This window comes from Streptomyces sp. NPDC058401 (assembly GCF_042722885.1).
In the GTDB taxonomy this organism is placed as follows: Bacteria; Actinomycetota; Actinomycetes; order Streptomycetales; family Streptomycetaceae; genus Streptomyces.
Genome location: NZ_JBHXKA010000001.1, coordinates 230,249 through 248,799, shown reverse-complemented (window position 1 = coordinate 248,799; position 18,551 = coordinate 230,249). Strand labels below are relative to the sequence as shown.

Annotated in this window: 17 protein-coding genes; 1 reads left to right on the top strand and 16 read right to left on the bottom strand. The window is 70.9% G+C overall.

Translation table 11 applies throughout. The features are described from left to right. Positions 1–21 precede the first annotated feature (21 nt). The 6 genes from ACFWNV_RS00915 to ACFWNV_RS00890 form a co-directional block, all read right to left on the bottom strand. Complete coding sequence (locus ACFWNV_RS00915) at positions 22–1,809, bottom strand: ABC transporter ATP-binding protein (protein WP_383938373.1); 1,788 nt, start codon at positions 1,807–1,809, stop codon at positions 22–24. Positions 1,810–1,811: 2 nt separating this feature from the next. After that, the gene (locus tag ACFWNV_RS00910) at positions 1,812–2,873 is read right to left on the bottom strand and encodes an iron-siderophore ABC transporter substrate-binding protein (protein WP_383938371.1); all 1,062 of its coding nucleotides are present in this window, start codon (positions 2,871–2,873) and stop codon (positions 1,812–1,814) included. Positions 2,874–2,979: 106 nt separating this feature from the next. Then, positions 2,980–3,840, bottom strand: a complete 861-nt coding sequence (locus tag ACFWNV_RS00905) for an ABC transporter ATP-binding protein (RefSeq protein WP_383938368.1) — start codon at positions 3,838–3,840, stop codon at positions 2,980–2,982. Positions 3,841–3,879: 39 nt separating this feature from the next. Then, positions 3,880–4,965, bottom strand: a complete 1,086-nt coding sequence (locus ACFWNV_RS00900; RefSeq protein WP_383938365.1) for a FecCD family ABC transporter permease — start codon at positions 4,963–4,965, stop codon at positions 3,880–3,882. After that, a complete protein-coding gene (locus ACFWNV_RS00895; RefSeq protein WP_383938410.1) occupies positions 4,962–6,050 on the bottom strand; it encodes a FecCD family ABC transporter permease in 1,089 nt (362 codons plus the stop codon). The genes ACFWNV_RS00900 and ACFWNV_RS00895 overlap by 4 nt, the downstream gene beginning before the upstream one ends. A gap of 102 nt (positions 6,051–6,152) precedes the next feature. Further along, positions 6,153–7,520, bottom strand: coding sequence for a lysine N(6)-hydroxylase/L-ornithine N(5)-oxygenase family protein (locus ACFWNV_RS00890; RefSeq protein WP_383938362.1), 1,368 nt, complete (start codon positions 7,518–7,520; stop codon positions 6,153–6,155). Positions 7,521–7,783: 263 nt separating this feature from the next. Between ACFWNV_RS00890 and ACFWNV_RS00885 the strand changes: the two genes are divergently transcribed. Further along, a complete protein-coding gene (locus tag ACFWNV_RS00885; protein ID WP_383938358.1) occupies positions 7,784–8,731 on the top strand; it encodes a methionyl-tRNA formyltransferase in 948 nt (315 codons plus the stop codon). Positions 8,732–8,842: 111 nt separating this feature from the next. Here ACFWNV_RS00885 and ACFWNV_RS00880 read toward each other — a convergent pair whose 3' ends face one another. From ACFWNV_RS00880 to ACFWNV_RS00835, 10 genes are all read right to left on the bottom strand, one after another. Beyond that, the gene (locus ACFWNV_RS00880) at positions 8,843–10,189 is read right to left on the bottom strand and encodes a sulfate adenylyltransferase subunit 1 (protein WP_383938355.1); all 1,347 of its coding nucleotides are present in this window, start codon (positions 10,187–10,189) and stop codon (positions 8,843–8,845) included. 2 nt (positions 10,190–10,191) lie between these two features. Further along, entirely contained in the window at positions 10,192–11,124 is a 933-nt protein-coding gene (gene cysD / locus ACFWNV_RS00875; RefSeq protein ID WP_383938352.1) for a sulfate adenylyltransferase subunit CysD, read from the bottom strand. Next, complete coding sequence (cysC, locus tag ACFWNV_RS00870) at positions 11,121–11,684, bottom strand: adenylyl-sulfate kinase (RefSeq protein WP_383938406.1); 564 nt, start codon at positions 11,682–11,684, stop codon at positions 11,121–11,123. Before cysC ends, cysD begins: the two co-directional genes overlap by 4 nt. Positions 11,685–11,692: 8 nt before the next feature. Continuing rightward, positions 11,693–13,024 carry a condensation domain-containing protein gene (locus tag ACFWNV_RS00865; protein ID WP_383938349.1) on the bottom strand — a complete coding sequence of 444 codons (1,332 nt, stop codon included), beginning with the start codon at positions 13,022–13,024 and terminating at the stop codon, positions 11,693–11,695. Next, on the bottom strand, positions 13,024–14,577 hold the full coding sequence (locus ACFWNV_RS00860; RefSeq protein ID WP_383938346.1) for an AMP-binding protein: 1,554 nt from the start codon (positions 14,575–14,577) through the stop codon (positions 13,024–13,026). Before ACFWNV_RS00860 ends, ACFWNV_RS00865 begins: the two co-directional genes overlap by 1 nt. Then, positions 14,574–14,846, bottom strand: coding sequence for a phosphopantetheine-binding protein (locus ACFWNV_RS00855; RefSeq protein WP_383938344.1), 273 nt, complete (start codon positions 14,844–14,846; stop codon positions 14,574–14,576). Before ACFWNV_RS00855 ends, ACFWNV_RS00860 begins: the two co-directional genes overlap by 4 nt. A 97-nt stretch (positions 14,847–14,943) precedes the next feature. Next, a complete protein-coding gene (locus ACFWNV_RS00850; RefSeq protein ID WP_383938341.1) occupies positions 14,944–15,300 on the bottom strand; it encodes a VOC family protein in 357 nt (118 codons plus the stop codon). Positions 15,301–15,336: 36 nt separating this feature from the next. Then, positions 15,337–16,587 carry an MFS transporter gene (locus ACFWNV_RS00845; protein ID WP_383938338.1) on the bottom strand — a complete coding sequence of 417 codons (1,251 nt, stop codon included), beginning with the start codon at positions 16,585–16,587 and terminating at the stop codon, positions 15,337–15,339. A gap of 89 nt (positions 16,588–16,676) precedes the next feature. Beyond that, positions 16,677–17,411 (bottom strand): sulfotransferase family protein, encoded by a 735-nt coding sequence (locus tag ACFWNV_RS00840; RefSeq protein ID WP_383938335.1) that lies wholly within the window; start codon positions 17,409–17,411, stop codon positions 16,677–16,679. Beyond that, the gene (locus ACFWNV_RS00835) at positions 17,408–18,460 is read right to left on the bottom strand and encodes a M20/M25/M40 family metallo-hydrolase (protein WP_383938332.1); all 1,053 of its coding nucleotides are present in this window, start codon (positions 18,458–18,460) and stop codon (positions 17,408–17,410) included. Before ACFWNV_RS00835 ends, ACFWNV_RS00840 begins: the two co-directional genes overlap by 4 nt. Positions 18,461–18,551 lie beyond the last annotated feature (91 nt).

Below are 18,551 nucleotides of genomic sequence, written 5' to 3'. Positions count from 1 at the left end.
CCTAACCTAAATTAGGCTGACCTAACTAGCGTCTCTCCAGGCCCGCCAGAGTCGCGCGTAGCGGCCGCCCAGGGCCACCAACTCCTCGTGCGTGCCCTGCTCCACGACGCGTCCCGCATCCAGCACGGCGATCCGGTCGGCGGCCACCGCCTGGGTCAGCCGGTGGGCCACGAACAGCGTGGTCCGCCCGGCGCAGGCGGCCAGTACGGCCCGCTCCAGCTCGGCGGCGCCCTCGCTGCCGGCCTCCGCGGTGGACTCGTCGAGCACCACCACCGGAGCCCGGCCCAGCACCAGCCGGGCCAGGGCCACTTGGGCCACCTTCGTGCCGTCCAGCCGGGCACCGCCCTCACCGACCTCGGTGTGCAGGCCCTCGGGCAGCGCATCGACCCACTCGGCCGCCCCTACGGTGCCCAGCGCGGCCAGCAGTTCGCCTTCGGTCGCCTCCGGCGCGGCCAGCCGCAGGTCGTCGGCGAGCGGCCCGGAGAACACGTGCGTCTCCTGGGTCAGGATGCTCACCAGCGCCCTCGCCGCGGCCTCGTCCAGATCGGCGAGGTCGGTCGGGCCGATCCGCACCGACCCGGCCTCGGGGGTCCCGATGCCGGCGATGAGCGCGGCCAGGGTGGTCTTTCCGGCGCCCGTCGCGCCCACCAGGGCCAGGGAGCCGCCCGCCGGGATCGTCAGGCTGACGTCGCTCAGGACCGGTTCCTCGGCCCCGGGGTAACGGAAGGTCAGGCCCTTCACCGTCACCGCGTACGGCTCCTCGCCCGGCGCCCCGGCGGACGCGTCGCCCACCAGCCGGTCCTGCGTGGACTCCCCGAGCACCCCGACGAGCCGGGTCAGGCTCGCACCCGACTTCTGGGCCTCGTCGAAGGTGAACATGATCGCGCCCAGCGGGGTGAACAGCCGGTGGAAGACCAGCGGCGCGGCCGCCACCTCGCCGAGGGTGGCCGAGCCGGTCTCCAGCAGGGCGTAGCCCACGATCAGGATCAGCGACAGTCCGATGAACTCGGCGCGGTTCTCGCGGCCGACGAACCGGCCGAAGAAGTGGAACACCTCGATGCCGAGGTCCCGCACCCGCCGGGAATCCTCGGAGACCTTCTCGCGGAAGGCCTCCTCCAGCCGGTGCGCCCGTACCGTCTCGATGCCGTTGAGCCCGCTGATCAGCGCCTGCGCGCGCTCGGCCTGGGCCACCGCGCGCTTGCGGTAGAGCGGGGCGGACCGGGGCAGGTACCAGCGCAGGGCCAGCGCGTAGGCCGGCAGCGCACAGGCGCCGGCCAGGCCGAGCCGCCAGTCGAGGCCGAACATGCCGACCGTGGCGATGGCCACCAGGACCCCCGCGGAGAACACCGTGGGGATGGCCGAGCGGATGCCCTTGGACAGGACGGCGACGTCGTCGCCGACCCGGGAGAGCACGTCCCCCCGGCCGACCTGCTCGACCCGGGCGCTGGGCATGCCCAGGACGGCCCGTACGGCGCCCTCGCGCAGGTGCGCGAGCAGATCGGCGCCGAGCCGCCCGATCAGGTAGGCGGACAGGGCGGTGGCCGCCGCGCCGAGAAGCGCGGCGGCCACCATCCATGCCCCGATCGTGACCAGCATCGAACGCGGTTCGCCCCGGGTCACTGCGTCTACCACCCTGCCGAGCAGCAGGACGGGGAGCATCTGGAGAGCCGCCCCGGCGACCGTGCTGAGTACGGCGGCGGACGTCAGCCAGGGCCTCGTGCGGCAGTTGGCCGCCACCCATCGGGCCGCTTCACGTCCGGTCGTCGTGCGCAGGGTTGCCGGGGCGACCCGAATGTCCGTGGTGCTCACACCTAGCCGACCGACTTGACGAGCTCGTCGATGGCGAAGGGCAGGGCGGGCAGGGTGGCCTGGGACATGGCAGCACCGGCGGCCGCACCCTCGCTGTCCAGCAAGTAGGACACCTTGTTGGCCTTGGTGACCTTCAGGTTGGCGAAGAGGTCGAACTTCTTCAGCGCGTCCGTGTCGGCCTTGTCGTTGACGACGAAGACGCGGTCGACGTCGATGAGGTCCATGCGCTCCGGGGAGAGCGCGAAGGAGAACTTGCCGTCCGAGATCTTGTCGATCTCGGTCGCGCCCTTGAAGCCCATGCCGGTCAGGAGCTGACCGCGCACGTCGGTGGTGGTGAAGGGGTTGACCGCGTCCTTGTACCAGGACAGGGCGACGGCGGTCTGGGTGGCGAACTCGGGGTGCGCCTTCTTCACCGCGGCGAGCTTGTCCGTGATGCCCTGGACGAGCGCCTTGCCCTCGGTCTCCTTGCCGACCGCCTTGGAGATCTGGAGGGCGTTGTCCGACCACGGAGCGCTGAAGGGCTCCTTCTCGGCCTTGGTGCGGCCGACCGTCGGGGCGATCTTCGACAGCTTGTCGTAGGCGGCCTGGTCGATCTCGGAGTAGACCGCGATGATCAGGTCGGGGCGCAGGGCCGCGATCTTCTCGAAGTTGGGGCCGGCGTCACCGTTGTTCATGATGACCTCGGGCTTGGTCTCGCCCCACTTGTCCTTCACCCACGGCCACTGGGTGTTGATGTCGGGGCTCTGGCCCGCCGGGTTCGGGTACTGGTCGACCATGCCGACCGGCTTGATGCCGAAGGCGAGGACGTTCTGGTCGTCGGTGTAGCCGACGGTGACGACCCGCTGGGGGGCCTTCTTGACCTCGGTGGAGCCGAAGAAGTGCTCGACGGTGACCGGGAAGGCGCCGGTCGCGGCCGGGGCGCCGGCGTTGTCGTCCTTCTTCGCGTCCTTGTCGGCCGCGTCGGAACCGCACCCAGCAAGGAGGCCTACACCGAGGGCCGCGGCGGACACGGTTGCCGCCAGCTGCCGCCAGGGCTTCATACGTGTCGTTCGGTCGAGGAGCATGCGGGATCCCTTGCTTTCGTGCTGTCCACTGCGGCCCCACTTAGGGCAGGCAAACCGTACCCCGGGGAAGTGAGGTAAGCCTAGCCTAAGTTATGAGTATCTCGTTTCAGCTGCCCGCACTTTGACTTCCCACACTCTGGACGTGCGTGCGCCCGATCGGCACCACGAGCGGACGGTCGCCCACCGGATCGTCGATCACCATGGCACGCAGACCGAACGCCTCGTGCAGCAGCTCGGCGGTCAGCACCTCGCGCGGGTGACCCTGCGCCAGGACCGAACCGGCCTTCATCACGATCAGGTTGTCGCTGTAGCGCGCGGCCAGGTTGAGATCGTGCAGCACCATGACCACGGTGCATCCCGACTCGTGCAGGTCGTCGACCAGGTCGAGCACGTCGACGGCGTGCGCCAGGTCCAGGTAGGTGGTGGGCTCGTCGAGCAGCAGCAGGTCGGTGCCCTGAGCGAGGGTCATCGATATCCACACGCGTTGACGCTGCCCCCCGGAGAGCGCGTCCACGGGACGGTCGGCCAGATCGGCCACCCCCGTCATGGCCAGCGCCCGCTCCACCACGGAGGCGTCGTCCGAGGACCACTGGCGCAGCCAGCTCTGGTGCGGGTGCCGGCCCCTGGCCACCAGGTCGGCCACGGTCAGGCCCTCGGGCGCGACCGGCGCCTGGGGCAGCAGGCCGAGCTTCTTCGCCACGTCCCTGGTCCGCAGCCGGCCGATGTCCTCGCCGTCCAGGACCACGGTTCCGCTGGTCGGCTTGAGCAGCCGCGACAGGGTCCGCAACAGGGTGGACTTGCCGCACCCGTTGGGGCCGATGATCGTGGTCACCACGCCCGGCGGGATCGTCACGTCGAGCGCGTCGATGACGGTCCGGTCGCCGTACCCGACCGTGACGCCCTTGGCCGCCAGCCGCGGGACCTCATCGGCCCCGGACTCGATCTCGGTGATGTACTGAGCGACCACGGCTCCCCCTCTATTAGGCTTGCCTAACCTTTCTATCACCTAGCGACGGTTGGCCCGCACCAGGAGGTAGATGAGGAAGGGGCCGCCGATCGCGGCGGTGACCACGCCGACCGGCAGGGTGACCGGCAGGGCCGTACGGGCGACCAGGTCCGAGCCGAGCAGCAGCAGCGCCCCGACCACGGCGGAGGCAACCAGCGGCGGCGTGGGGGACTTCGTCAGACGGATCGCCACCTGCGGCGCCACCATGGCGACGAACGGGACCGGGCCCGCGGCGCTCACCGCGAAGCCCGCCAGGAGCACCGCGCACAGCAGCAGGACGGCCCGTACCAGCGAATACCGCACGCCGAGGCCCGCGGCCACGTCGTCGCCGAAGTGCAGCGGCTTGAACTGGAAGGCGACGCACGCGACCACGGCCGCGAGGGCGAGGGTGCCCCAGAGGGCCACCCAGACCTCGTCCCACGAGCGGTTGTCCAGGGAGCCGACCAGCCAGGCCTGGGCCCGCGCCACGTCCCTGATGTCGGCGGTGACGAGCAGCCAGGTCGTGATGGCCTCCATCGCGGCGCTCACGGAGAGGCCGATGAGGATGAGCCGGAAGCCGTCGACCCCGCGCCGCCACGCCATGAAGTAGACCAGCAGGCCCGTGAGGAGGCCGCCCGCGAGCGCCGCACCGGACAGCCCCACGGAGCTCATGACCGCGGCCGAGGCCCCGCCCGACACGGTCACCAGGAACACCGCGACCGCGCTGGCGCCCCCGGTGATGCCCAGGATGTCCGGACTGGCCAGCGGATTGCGGGCGATGGACTGGGTGATGGCCCCGGACATGCCCAGGGCGATGCCCACGACGAGCCCGGCCAGGGCCCGCGGCATGCGCAGGTCCATGATCACGAACTGGTCGACCTGCTCGCCCCCGCCGAAGAGGGTGGCGACCACCTGTGACAGCCCGAGGGGGAAGTCCCCCACCGCGATCGACAGGCAGAACACCAGGAAGGCCGCCGCCGCCAGCACCAGCGTGACCAGCACGATCCTGGGCCGCCAGACGAAGGACAGGCCGCCGAGCCGTACGCCCGGCGCCACCGAGGGCTTCCCGTCGGGCTTCCCCGAGGACTTCACCACTGTCACGTTCATGCGCTCTTGAACTTTCCCCGCCACACCAGGACCGCGAAGAACGGGGCGCCGAGGAGAGCGACGAGGATGCCCGCGTCCAGCTCTCCCGGCCGCACCACGACGCGTCCCACGATGTCGCAGACCAGAAGGACGACCGCGCCGAGAAGACCCGCGTACGGCACCAGCCAGCGGTAGTCGGGCCCGGCCAGGTGGCGGGCCACGTGCGCGACCATGAGGCCGAGGAAGGCGATGGGACCGCACGCCGCCGTGGCCGCGCCCGCCAGCAGCGTGATGGCGAGGATGCCGACGGTGCGGACCAGCGCGATGTTCACGCCCAGTCCGCGCGCCACGTCGTCGCCGAGGTTCAGCAGGTTCACGGAGGGCAGGGTGGTCAGCGCCAGCACCAGGCCGACCACGATGAAGGCGGTCACCGGCCAGATGACGTCGAACCCGACGCCGGCCACCGAGCCGGCGTTCCAGAACCTCAGGGCGTTCAGCGCGGCCTTGTCCGACAGCGCGATGGCCGTCGTCATCGCCATCAGGAACACCGTGACCCCCTGCCCGGCCAGGGCGAGCGTCAGCGGATTGCCCGCGCCCCGGCCGATGCTCGACAGCCCGAACACCACGACACCGGCGAGCGCGGCGCCCAGGAAGGCGAACCAGACGTACTGGAACGGGTCGGTGAACCCGAATAGGGCGATCGCCGACACCACGGCGAAGGAGGCGCCCGTGTTCACCCCGAGCAGGCCGGTGTCCGCGATGGGATTGCGCGTGTACCCCTGGATCAGCGCCCCACCGACGCCCAGCGCGATGCCCGCCACGATCGCGAGGACCGTCCGGGGCACCCGTACCGTCCGCATGATGAGCCGGGCTTCGGAGAGTTTCTGGTCGGGGTCCGGACCGGCGAAGAGTCCGTGCCACGCCTCGGCGGGGCTGAGCGCCCGCGCGCCGACGGCGAGGGAGACCAGCGCGGCGGCCGCGAGGATCACGAGGACGGCGGCCAGCCCCACGATCCGCCGCCGCCGGGCCCGCGCGACGACCCGGGAAGGCGCCGGGCGCTCGACCGCGGGCGGGCCGCCGGCAGGGCGGCGAGTACCAGTGGGCAGCACGGACGATCCTTCTCGTATGGGGCAACTGGGTGAACACTACTGCCGTGCCTCGGACGCGTGAACGCCCGGGAGGCACGGCAGTGGGTGGGTGGGGACCGGTCAGACGGCCGGCTGGCGGGCTCCCCCGCCGGTGCCCCCGGCGACCGGACGGGCCTGGTCGGGCACGGCCTTCAGGTTCCGGTCGAGGATCGAGTCGAGTATCTCGCCGACCCGCACCGCGGTGTTGGACAGCAGGGAGGAGGTGATGCCGTGCGTGTGCTCGGTTCCGCCCTGGAGGTAGATGCCGCAGCTCACTTCGAGGTCGGTGGTCACCCGGTAGTCGCGCTCGACCCGGACCCGGCCCTGGTCGTCGCGGTGGCAGCGGTCCGCGACCTCGCCGAGCAGGCCCAGGCCGTCGGCCTGCTGGTACCCGGTGGCGCACACCACGACGTCGGCGTCGAGCACGCTCTCCTCGCCGGTGACGAGCGACTTGATGGCGGCGCGGACCCCGTCGGCCGTCTCCTCCACGCCCGTCAGGCGCGAGACGTTCAGGAAGCGCAGGCGCTCGGTGCCGAGCACCTTCTCCTGGTACGACTGCCGGTAGAGGTCGTCGATGAGGTCGATGTCCACCACGGAGTAGTTGGTGTTGCCGTGGTAGCCCATCAGCCGCTGCTTCACGTCCTCCGGGGCGGTGAAGTACTCGTCCACGGCCTGGGGGTCGAAGATGCGGTTGGCGAAGCTGCTGTCGTCGGCCGGGCTGTAGCCGTAGCGGGAGAAGACGGCGCAGACCTCGGCCTGCGGGAAGCGGCGGTGCAGGTAGGCCACGTTCTCGGCGGCGCTCTGGCCGGCGCCGACCACGATGAAACGGGTGGGCTCGCTGCCTTCGAGGGAGTCGATCTTCTTCAGCAGGTCGGTGTTGTGCCAGACGCGGTCGGTCCGGTCGACGCCCTCCGGCATGACCGGGCGCAGCCCGGTGGAGATGACGAGGTTGCGGGCACGGTGGACGACGACCTCGTCGCCGGAGCGGGCCGTCACGTCGAGGTACTCCACGACGCCGTCCTGCACCACGGGCTCCACGGAGACGACCTGGTGGCCGTACGAGACCATGTCGTCGACCTTGGCGGCGGCCCACTCGAGGTAGTCGTGGAACTCGACCCGGAGCGGGAACAGGTTCTTGTGGTTGACGAAGTCGATCAGCCGGCCCTTCTCCTGCAGGTAGCAGAGGAAGCTGTACTCGCTGGTCGGGTTCCGGAGCGTCACCAGGTCCTTCATGAAGGACACTTGCATCGTCGCGTCGTCGATGAGCATGCCGCGGTGCCAACCGAACCGGGGCTGCTGCTCGAAGAAGTGGGCGGTGACCGCCTCTTGCCTTCCGACGCGCACGTTGTGCTCGCTGAGCGCGATCGCCATGGCGACGTTCGACGGCCCGAAGCCGATACCGATCAGGTCGTGGATCAGTGGTGCGTCGCCAGGAAGAGCCTGTGACATGTCACTCCCATTTGGTGCGGGACAGCCGCCTGCCAGGCGTCGTGTCAGGGGTGGGGAAAAGGGGGGCGTCCAGGCGCACCGGTGACCGGCAGCCGAGTGGAACTTAGGTAAAGCTAACCTGATCCAGGCAGGCTGTCGACCAGACAAACCGGACAACACCCTCGCACTCGGGTCAATCGAGCCCAGAATCGGGGTTGTTGCGTCGTTAGGTAAGGCTTGCTTTACTTACTCCTGGTTATTTTGCTCTTCTGAGGAGGAACCCGATGCGGGTCGTCATGTTCGGCTATCAGACCTGGGGCCATCGCACCCTGAAGGCGCTCCTGGACTCCGAGCACGACGTCGTGATGGTCGTGACCCACCCCAAGAGCGAGCACGCCTACGAGAAGATCTGGAGCGACTCGGTCGCCGACCTCGCCGAGGAGCACGGCGTCCCGGTCGTCATCCGCAACCGCCCGGACGACGAGGAACTGTTCCAGCAGCTCAAGGAAGCCGACGCGGACATCCTCGTCGCGAACAACTGGCGCACCTGGATCCCCCCGCGCATCTACACCCTGCCGCGCTACGGCACGCTCAACGTGCACGACTCCCTGCTGCCGAAGTACGCGGGCTTCTCCCCCCTCATCTGGGCCCTGATCAACGGCGAGTCCGAAGTCGGCGTCACGGCGCACATGATGGACGAGGTGCTCGACGCCGGCGACATCGTCATGCAGCACTCGATCCCGGTCGGCCCGACGGACACGACCACGGACCTGTTCCACAAGACGGTCGACCTGATCGCCCCCGTCACCATCGGCGCCCTCGACCTGATCGCCTCCGGGCAGACCGAGTTCACCAAGCAGGACCGCACCCAGGCCACCTTCTTCCACAAGCGGGCCGAAGAGGACATCCGGATCGACTGGGCCTGGCCCGCCGAGGACCTGGAGCGCCTGGTCCGCGCCCAGTCCGCTCCCTACCCGGCCGCCTTCACCTTCCACAAGGGCAAGCGCCTGGAGGTCCTCACGGCCGTCGTCTCCGAGGGGCGCTACGGCGGCACCCCCGGCCGCATCTTCTACCGCGAGGGCGAGGGCGTGGTGATCGTCGCCGGTGCGGACGCCCGTACGGGCCGGAACCACGGCCTGGCCATCACCCGCGTCCGCACCGAAGACGGCCGCGAGCTGCCCGCGTCGGAGTACTTCAAGGCCATGGGCGGCTACCTCACGACCCGCGCCTGACCGGACGGGCGGCCCCTGCCGCCCCCTGCAACGCCGGCCCGCCCCGGACGGTCCCCGGGCGGGCCGGTTCCTTTCCTTCTTCCTTCTTCCTTTCCTTCTTCCTTCTTCCTTCTAGAAGTCCCACCCCTCGTCGGCGGCGCCCGATGCGGCGCCCGACGGAGCGGTCCTGCCCGCGAACAACGGCTCCCCCGCCATGCACGCCGCGAGGGTGGTGCCGTCGACCGGGTCGACCAGGAGGAACGAGCCGGTGTGCCGCGAGTCCGCGTAGGAGTCGAGGGCGAGCGGCTCCGCGGTGCGCACCTTGACGTGACCGATGTCGTTGGCGACGAGCTGCCCCGGGTCGGGGTGCTGGGAGAGGTCGTCGAGCGTGAGCCGCGAGGGGATCTCCGTGACGATCGCCTTGACCGTACGGGTGGTGTGCTTGAGCAGCAGCCGCCGGCCGACGGTGAGCGGGGTGTCCGCGACGTGACAGGCCGTCGCCTCGACCTCCTTGACGAGCCGGGGAGCCCGCGGCCCGGCGGTGATCATGTCCCCGCGCCCGACGTCGATCTCGTCGGCGAGCCGGACGCTCAGGGACGAACCCGCGGACACGGCGTCGGCAGGCTGTCCGAGGACGTCGAGTGCGCTGATGGTGGTGGTGCGGCCGGAGGGCTGCACGGTCACCGTGTCCCCGACCCGGAGGCGTCCGGTGAGCAGCTGCCCCGCGTAGTGGCGCTCCCCGTCGTGCCGGATGACCATCTGGACGGGAAAGCGGGCGGGCCTGCTCGCCGGGTCGTCCGCGAGCCGGACGCCCTCCAGGTGCTCCAGGACGGTGGGGCCGCCGTACCAGTCCATGTGCGCGGAGGGCTCCACCACGTTGTCGCCGACGAGTGCGGAGATCGGGATCGCGGTGATCTCCGGGATGCCCAGCTCCTTCGCGAAGGCCGTGAACTCCTCGGTGACCGCGGCGAAGACCGGCTCCCGGTAGTCGGCCAGGTCCATCTTGTTCACCGCGAGGACCACGTGCGGCACCCGCAGCAGGGCCGCGATGGCGGCGTGCCGGCGGGTCTGCTCGACGACGCCCTTGCGGGCGTCGACCAGGATGACCGTCAGCTCCGCCGTGGAGGCTCCGGTGACCATGTTGCGGGTGTACTGCACGTGCCCGGGGGTGTCGGCCAGGATGAACCGGCGCCGGGGAGTGGCGAAGTAGCGGTAGGCCACGTCGATGGTGATGCCCTGCTCGCGCTCGGCCCGCAGGCCGTCGGTGAGCAGCGCCAGGTCCGGGCCCTCGGCGCCGCGGTCGGCCGAGACCCGCTCCACGGCCTCCATCTGGTCGGCGAGCACCGACTTGGAGTCGTGCAGCAGCCGTCCTACGAGGGTGGACTTGCCGTCGTCGACGGAGCCCGCGGTGGCGAAGCGCAGCAGTGTGGTGGCCGAGTGGTCGACCAAGCCGGCGAACTGATCGGTGGTGGAGGTCATTTCTAGAAGTACCCTTCGCGCTTGCGGTCTTCCATCGCGGCCTCGGACAGCTTGTCGTCGGCGCGGGTCGCGCCCCGCTCGGTGAGCCGGGAGGCGGCGATTTCGGTGATCACGGCGTCCAGCGTGGTGGCGTCGGAGTCGACGGCGCCGGTGCAGGACACGTCGCCGACGGTGCGGTAGCGCACCAGGCGGCGCTCGACCGGCTCGTCCGGGGTGGGTCCGCCCCATTCGCCGGCCGTCAGCCACATTCCGCCGCGCCGGAAGACCTCGCGCTCGTGGGCGAAGTAGATCTCCGGCAGTTCGATCTTCTCGCGGGCGATGTACTGCCACACGTCCAGCTCGGTCCAGTTGGAGAGGGGGAAGACGCGCACGTGCTCGCCGGGGGCGTGGCGGCCGTTGTAGAGCTGCCACAGCTCGGGGCGCTGGCGGCGCGGGTCCCACTGGGAGAACTCGTCGCGCAGGGAGAAGACGCGCTCCTTGGCGCGGGCCTTCTCCTCGTCGCGGCGCCCGCCGCCGAAGACCGCGTCGAACTTCTCCTGCCGGATCGCCTCCGTCAGCGGGACGGTCTGGAGCGGGTTGCGGGTGCCGTCCGGGCGTTCCTTGAGCAGGCCGCGGTCGATGTAGTCCTGCACGGAGGCCACGTGCAGCCGCAGTCCGTGTTCGGCGACCGCGCGGTCGCGGTACTCCAGGACCTCGGGGAAGTTGTGCCCGGTGTCCACGTGGAGCAGCGCGAACGGGACGGGGGCCGGGGCGAACGCCTTCAGCGCCAGGTGCAGCATGACGATGGAGTCCTTGCCGCCGGAGAACAGGATCACCGGCCGCGCGAACTCGCCCGCCACCTCCCGGATGATGTGCACGCCCTCGGATTCGAGCACGTCGAGGTGGCTGAGGGCGGAGCGGTGGTCCGCGAGGATGTCGAGGGAGCTGGAACTCATATCAGACGCCTTTCCACGAGCAGGCTCAGCAGGGTCGCCGCGGACTCGGCGACGCTCTGCGCATGTGCGGGTATGCGCAGGTCGGGTAGGTCCGGGGCCTCGTACGGGTCGTCGACCCCGGTCAGTCCGGAGATCTCGCCGGCCGCCTGCTTCGCGTAGAGACCCTTCACGTCGCGCTCGGAGCAGGTGCTCGACGGTGTGGCGACGTGGACTTCGAGGTAGGGGGTGCGGGAGGCCTGGTGGCGCTCGCGCACCGCGCGCCGGCTGTCGGCGTAGGGGGCGATGGAGGGCACCAGCACCAGTACGCCGTTGCGGGCCAGCACTTCCGCCACCAGGCCGATGCGCTGCACGTTCGTGTGCCGGTCCGCGCGGGTGAAACCGAGCTCCGACGAGAGCGTTTCGCGGAACTCGTCGCCGTCGAGCACCTCGACCCGGTGCCCCTCTGCGCGCAGGCGGTCGGCCACGGCGTTGGCTATCGTCGTCTTCCCCGAACTGGGCAGGCCCGTCAGCCATACCGTCGCACCGCACGCGCACGCGCGCGCCGCCGGCCGGGACTGCATTTCCGTTGTCACGCGTGTCGCTCTCTTTCCTGACGTTCAGTCACATCGGTTCCGGTCAGCCGGGCGAACACGGTGCGCACCGGCACCTGGGGGTCGTCCGCGGCCATCGTCAGCACGGTCAGCCACTGCCGCAGCACGGCCTCGGCCTCGTCGGCGGTGAAGTAGTCGGTGGCGTAGTCGGCCCGTACGTCCCAGCCCTCGCCGTCGGCGACCACGTACTGGAGCCAGTCGGCCTTCGCCGCTGAGCCGCCGACGTGCAGCCGCCGGGAGCGCAGGCCCGGGAGGGACAGCGTGCCCGGGTACTCGTCGAGGACGAGGCCGATGCGGTTCAGGCGCGCGCCGGACGTCAGGCCGCGTGCGCGGTTGGCGCCGCCGATCATGCTGTACGGGACCTGGCGGTGGCGCAGTACGTCGAGGGAGACCCGCTTCGCGGCGGCGCACACCTCGGCGAAGGTGGCGTCGGCCGGGACCCGGTAGCGCACCGGCAGCAGGTCGGTGAGGCAGCCGAAGACCCCGTCGAGCTCGGGCGCACCGCGCCGGGACACGGGACTGCAGATGATGACGTCGTCGCCGGCCACCGCTGCGGCGGTGACCGCCATGCAGGTGGTCATCAGCACGTTCGGGGTGACGCGCAGCGACCGGGCCGCCGTTCGGACGCGCCGCCCGAGGCCGGCGGGGACGGTGGCGCGGACGCAGTCGCACGCGGTCCCCCGCCGGTCCGGCAGCGGACGGGCCCGGGGCGGCAGCCCGGTGAGGGTCGGCGCCCCGTCCAGGAGGCGGGCCCAGAAGGCGAGGTCCTCGGGGTCGATCCCGGTCTCCCGCGTCCGCAGGGCGTAGGCGCCGAGCGTGGTTCCCGGCGGGGAGAGCTTCGCCGGCTCGCCGCCGGTCTCCTCGGTGTAGAGGGCGGACAGCTCGTGGTCGAGCAGGGCCAGGGAGGCGTCGTCGATGGCGACGTGGTGGACCTGCAGCAGCAGGACGTACTCGCCGGGCGCGTAGTCGTACAGGGTCATCCGGGCGGGCGACGCGGTGAGGTCGAGGGGGCGCTGCCCGGCCCGTCGCAGGGTCTCGTGCAGGTCTCCGCCGGGCCACGGGAGCCGTTCGAAGGGGACGGCGCCGACCGGGTGGACCTGCTGCACGGTTCCCGTCTCGCCGTGGGTGAAGGCGGTGCGCAGTACCTCGTGCCGCTGCACCAGCGCTTCCAGGGCGCGTTCCAGGGCGGGGACGTCGAGGGGACCCGCGAGGTGCTGGGCCCAGCTCTCCAGGAACGGCGAGGGGTCTCCCAGGAACTGGTCGGCGATCCAGAGCGCCTCCTGTTCGAAGGTCTGGGGGAATTCGCGCATCAGAGGGGGCGCCTCTCCAGGACGGTGAGGTCGACCTTGCCGTTGTCGCGTCGCGGCAGCTCGTCCATCGGCTCGAACCGGGCGGGCACGGCGTACGCCGGGAGCAGGGTGGTCAGGTGCCTGCGCACCTCCCGCGGGGTCGGCGAACTGCCCTCGACGAGCGTGTAGACCAGGGCGATGTGGTCGACCGTGCCGCCCTCGTCCTTGCGCGCGACGGCGGCGCAGGTGCGGATGCCGGGGGTCGCGGCCGCGGCGGCCTCGACGTCGCCCAGCTCGATCCGGTTGCCGCTGAGCTTGACCTGCCGGTCGCGGCGGCCGTGGTAGTGCAGGATCCCGTGCTCGTCGAAGACGCCGACGTCGCCGGTGCGGTAGGCGCGGTGCTTCTCGCCGGCCGGCTCCAGCTCCAGCTCCAGCTCCAGCTCCGGGAAGCGTTCGCGGGTCAGCAGCTCGTTGCCGAGGTAGCCCAGGGCCACTCCGGGGCCGAGCGTGACGATCTCGCCGCGCTCGCCGGGAGCCGCGGGCGAGCCGTCCTCCCGCAGGAGGACCACCGTCGTACCGGGGACGGGCACGCCCACGGGGATGCCCGACGGCAGGGCGGTGTCGGCCGGCACCATCCGGTGCACCGAGGTCAGCATGCAGTTCTCGGCCGGTCCGAACCCGTTCCACAGCGGCAGGTCCGGGAAGCGCTCCAGGAACATCCGGACGTGGCGCGGGGACTGCTTCTCGCCGCCGACGTAGAGCGTCTCCAGTCCTTCGAAGGCGCCGAGGTCCTCGTCGACGATCAGGTTGAACAGGGAGGTCGTCAGCCACATCGTGTCGACGTGCCGGTCGGCGACGAGGGTGCGCAGCCGGCCGGGCATCAGGTGGTTGTCGCCGACGACCACGACGGCTCCGCCCGCGGTCAGCTGGCCCCAGAGCTCGAAGGCGTACATGTCCCAGGCCGCGGGCGCGACCTGGGCGGCGGTGCGCCCCGGGCCGAAGCCGTCCAGGCCGCCCGGGCCGAACATCCGGGTGACGGCACGGTGCGGGGTGAGCACCCCCTTCGGGACGCCCGTGCTGCCCGAGGTGAAGAACACCATCGCCGGGTCGTCCAGGGCGACGGGCACGGGCTCGAACCGGTCCGCGGCCCCGGTCCGCGCCAGCTCGGCCAGGGGCGCGGGGGCGATCGTGCGGGTGACGCCGAGGGGCTCCCCGCCCGGCGGGCCGACGACGACGGGGTCGTCGAGCTGGGACAGGATCGCCTCGATGCGGCTCGCCGGCCAGCGCGGGTCGAGGGTGGCGTACGCGGCGCCGCTCATCAGCACGGCGAGCTGGAGGGCGATCAGGTGGGCGCCGCGCGGTACCAGCAGGGGGACGATGTCGCCGGGCTTCACGCCCCAGCCGACGAGGCGTCCGGCCAGCACGGCGGAGGCCTCGGTGAACGTCCGGTAGTCGATGAGCTCGTCACCGTCGACCAGGGCGGGGGCTTCGGGGCGCGCTTCGGCGTGCTGGAGCACAGCGGCGTGCACGCTGCGCAGCGGCGGCGCGGGCGGCGGGGTCTTCGTATCGCTCATGCCGCACGCAGCCGGATCTGCTCGGCGAAGTCGGCGAGCTCGTCGTGGTCGAGGAGCAGCATGGGGTCGACACGGAGTCCGAGCCGCCGCTCGATGCGGGCACAGATGCGGATGGCGGCCAGCGAGGTGCCGCCGAGGTCGTAGAAGCTGTCGCGGCGGCCGACCCGTTCGACGGCCAGGACCTCCGCCATGACGGCGGCGATCTCCTCCTCCAGCTCGTCCGTCGGGTGCTCGTACCCGGCCTCGCGCACGGCATGGTTCTCGGTCACGGAATCTCCTGCTCTCAACTGTTGGGCTTCACTTGGCTCTTGGGGTGGCGGGCCGCTATTTCCGGGTCCCTGCTTCCGGGCCGCTATTTCCGGGTCCCTATTTCCGGGACAGGACGCAGAACTCGTTGCCCTCCGGATCGGCCATGACCACCCAGCCGTGCGACCCGCGGAAGTCGGTGAGCACGCGCGCTCCCAGGGCGATCGCGCGATCCACCTCCTCGTCCTGCGAGCGGCCTTCGGGGCGCAGGCAGAAGTGGATGCGGTTCTTCACGGTCTTCTCGTCGGGCACCAGGATGAACAGCACCGTGTGACCGTGCTCGCTGATCACGTAGCACTCGTCCGATCCCGGATGCACGCGCTCGTGCGGGGTGAACTCCGCCATCGCGCACCACCAGAGCGCCAGCTCGTAGGGGTCGCGTGCGTCCACGGTGGTGTGCGACAGGGTCAGGCTCATGCGGACCCGCTCCTTCCGGAAGGGTGGCGGTCTCGTTCAGGAGACCGGTTCGGTGACCGCGGGCAGGGCGGCTTCCTCCGCCTCTCGCAGGGCGCGGGTCGTGACCCGGGAGGCGAAGACGACCGCCGCCGCCGCCAGTCCGGCGCCGCAGACGACGAAGGTGGTCTCCGGCCCCAGCCAGCGGCCCAGTCCGCCGCCGAGGAGCGCCCCGACCGGGACCGCGCCGAGCACGATCAGGCGGTAGCCGGCGGTGACCCGGCCGAGGAGCCCGTCGGGAACGACGGCCTGCCGGAGCGTGCTGACCACGATCTGGTTCAGGGCCGTGGCGACCGCGGCGAGGAACATGACGATCTCGGAGAGGACGATGCCGCCACTGAGGCCGAGGACGACGTAGCTGGCGGCGGGCACGAGCGCGGCGAGCCAGGTCACCGGTCCCCCGCCGATGAGCGGGACCACGCGGGCGGCGATCAGCGAGCCGAGGATGGCTCCCACGGCCGGTACGGCGATGAAGAGGCCGTACCAGGACACGGACACGCCCATCGGACCGGTCACCAGGAGGACGAGCAGACCGCCGGTGGCGGACGAGAACAGGTTGATCGACCCGGAGATGAACGCCACCCGCCGCAGCAGCCGGTGGTTCCAGAAGTACGACCAGCCCTCCCTGATGCTGCGCACGACCTCGCCCGGCGTGTGCTTGTCCCCGGTCGAATCGCTCGCGGTCGGCAGCATCCGCGGCAGCATCATGGCGGCCAGCGCACCGAGGGCGAAGAGCCCCGCGGTGGAGGTGAAGACCATGACCGCCGACAGCGCGAACAGCGCGGCGCCCGCCGTGGGCCCGATGAAATTGTTGATGGCCGACTGGGTGGCGAAGAGCCGTCCGTTCGCCCGCTCCAGGTCGCTGCGCTTCACCAGGCGCGGCGGCACCGTGAGCGCCGCGTTGTCGACGAGCGTCTCGGCGGTGCCGGCGAGGAACACCGCGACGTAGAGGACCGCGATGCTGCGCACGTCGGCCACGAGGGTCAGGACCAGCAGCCCGAAGCCCACCGCGCGGATCAGGTTTCCGGCGACCATGATGAGGCGCCGGTCGACGGCATCGGCGAGGGCCCCCGCCGGCAGGGTGAAGACGAGCCACGGCAGGAACTGCGCCACGGTCATCCCCGCGATCAGCAGCGGGTCGCGGGTCATCGTGACGGCGAGGAGGGGCACTGCGGCCAGCACCAAACCGTCACCAAGGTTCGACAGGCCCTGTGACCACCAGAGCTTGGTGAAATCTCGGCCCAACGTCATATCCGGTCCCCTGTCGTCCTCAAGCTGTACGTCGATGCGTCCGTCGATGCGTCCGTTGACGCGTCGTCCATGTCGTCACGCCCCGGGGCTCAGCGCCGGGCGCCGACTCCGCCGAGCGCCTCACGGATGCGTTCGTCATACGGGATCTGGTCCCGCTCGAACGCGCGGGCGATGTCTTCCAGCTCGCCCGGCAACTGCCGTGTGCCCGCGGGAGAGGCTCCCAGCGCGTTCGACTCGCTCACACCCGCGTGCCAGCGCTCGGTGGCCTTCCAGCTCGCCGGGGGCTCCTTGCGGAACGCGAGGGACTCCGCCATGAAGGCGATCCCCACGGCCTCGCAGTAGCGCCGCATCTCCGCCTCCGGGCCGTCCGTCAGCCGGTCGCCGTCGACCAGGTGCATCGACAGCCCCGCGGCGGTCACCGCCGAGACGATGTCCCACAGGTTCCCGAACCCCATGGCCCGCGACGTGGCGTCGGCCTGCATCGCGAGGTGCGAGCGCACGGTGTCGCCGGGGTTGCGGACCATGGCCGCGTGCCGGCACCGCTTCAGGAATCCGGGGTTCGCGCCCAGCCGGTCGATCGGGAAGTCGGTCGTGTCCTTGAAGAAGACCGGCCGGTCGGCCGCCAGCTCGACGAGCGCGGCCATCACCTCCTCCTGGCTCCCGCACGTGCGGCCCTCCACCTCGGCCGCGCCGAAGTCGCTCACGCGCGAGAACGGCTCGTGCACCACCAGGAAATCGCCGCGTTCGTACATGGCCCGCTCGAAGGCCGTGGACCGCGATCGCGGCACGGACCACAGAGCCAGCAGTTCCGGCTGCTCCGTCATGACGCCACCTCCCTCAGAGATGTCTCGATTTCACCCAATGCCGTTCGAAGGATTCGAATTCCGGCGAGGTATTCGTGGATGAGGATGTGCTCGGTGTCCGTGTGGTCCTCGCGGGAATCCCCGGGCCCGTACGTGGCCATGGGGACCTGCCAGGTCCTGCTCAAGGTGTTCATGTCGCTCGTGCCCGTCTTGAGCTTGTGGCCGGGCTGCAGCCCTTCGAGCCGGATGGCGCGGGACAGGGCGCGGACGCACAGGGAGCTCCTGGACGCCACGACGGCCGGCACCTCGTACACCATCGACACCTCGGCCTCCGCGCCGAGGAGCACCGAGACGTTCCGGAGCAGTTCCCCGGAGGTCGTTCCCGGGGGCGTCCGGAAGGTGAGCGAGCAGGCACTCGTGAACGGCTCGAACCGGCCGTCCCTGATGATCATGCCGACGTCCTTGAAGTGCGCGTTCCCCTCGGCCCCGTAGGTGTCGAGGAGCCGGGCGAGGGCCTTGATCAGGATCTCGCTGGACTTCGGACCCGGGGTCGCGGTGTGCGTCCGCTCCACCTCGCACGTCACCTTGAGCTCGACCATGCCCTTGTAGCCCAGGGTCACCGCCGAGGCCCCGCTGGGTTCCCCGACGATCACGGCATCGGGCACCGGGACGGTCCGGCGGACGTGTTCGGCGCCCCGCGACCACAGCGTCTCCTCCTCGACCACGCCCACCCAGTGGATGCGCAGGCCCAGGTCCCGGCTGGTCAGCGCGGCGACGAGCATCGCCGTCAGGGACCCCTTGGCGTCGACGGCGCCGCGGCCCCGGATCAGCCGGTCGGTGTGCTCGAAGGGCACCGCGCCCGGCACCGTGTCCAGGTGGCTGAGCAGCATGACGGTGTGCGCGCCGTGCCCGACGAGGACGTGTACGTTCCCGACCTCGTCGAGGTGGCTTTCGGCGCCGAACCCGGCGGCGATGTCCCGCAGCCGTTCGGCCAGTTCCCGTTCACCGCCGGAGACGGAGGGGGTGGCCACGACCTCGGCGAGCAGCGCGACGGCTTCGGCGTCGGTCAACTCCTGTTGCGGAGGAGTTGGATGCGGAGGAGTGGGATGCGGAACAGCGGAGTTCGGAACAGTGGGATGCGGAGCACTGAGATGGTGGATC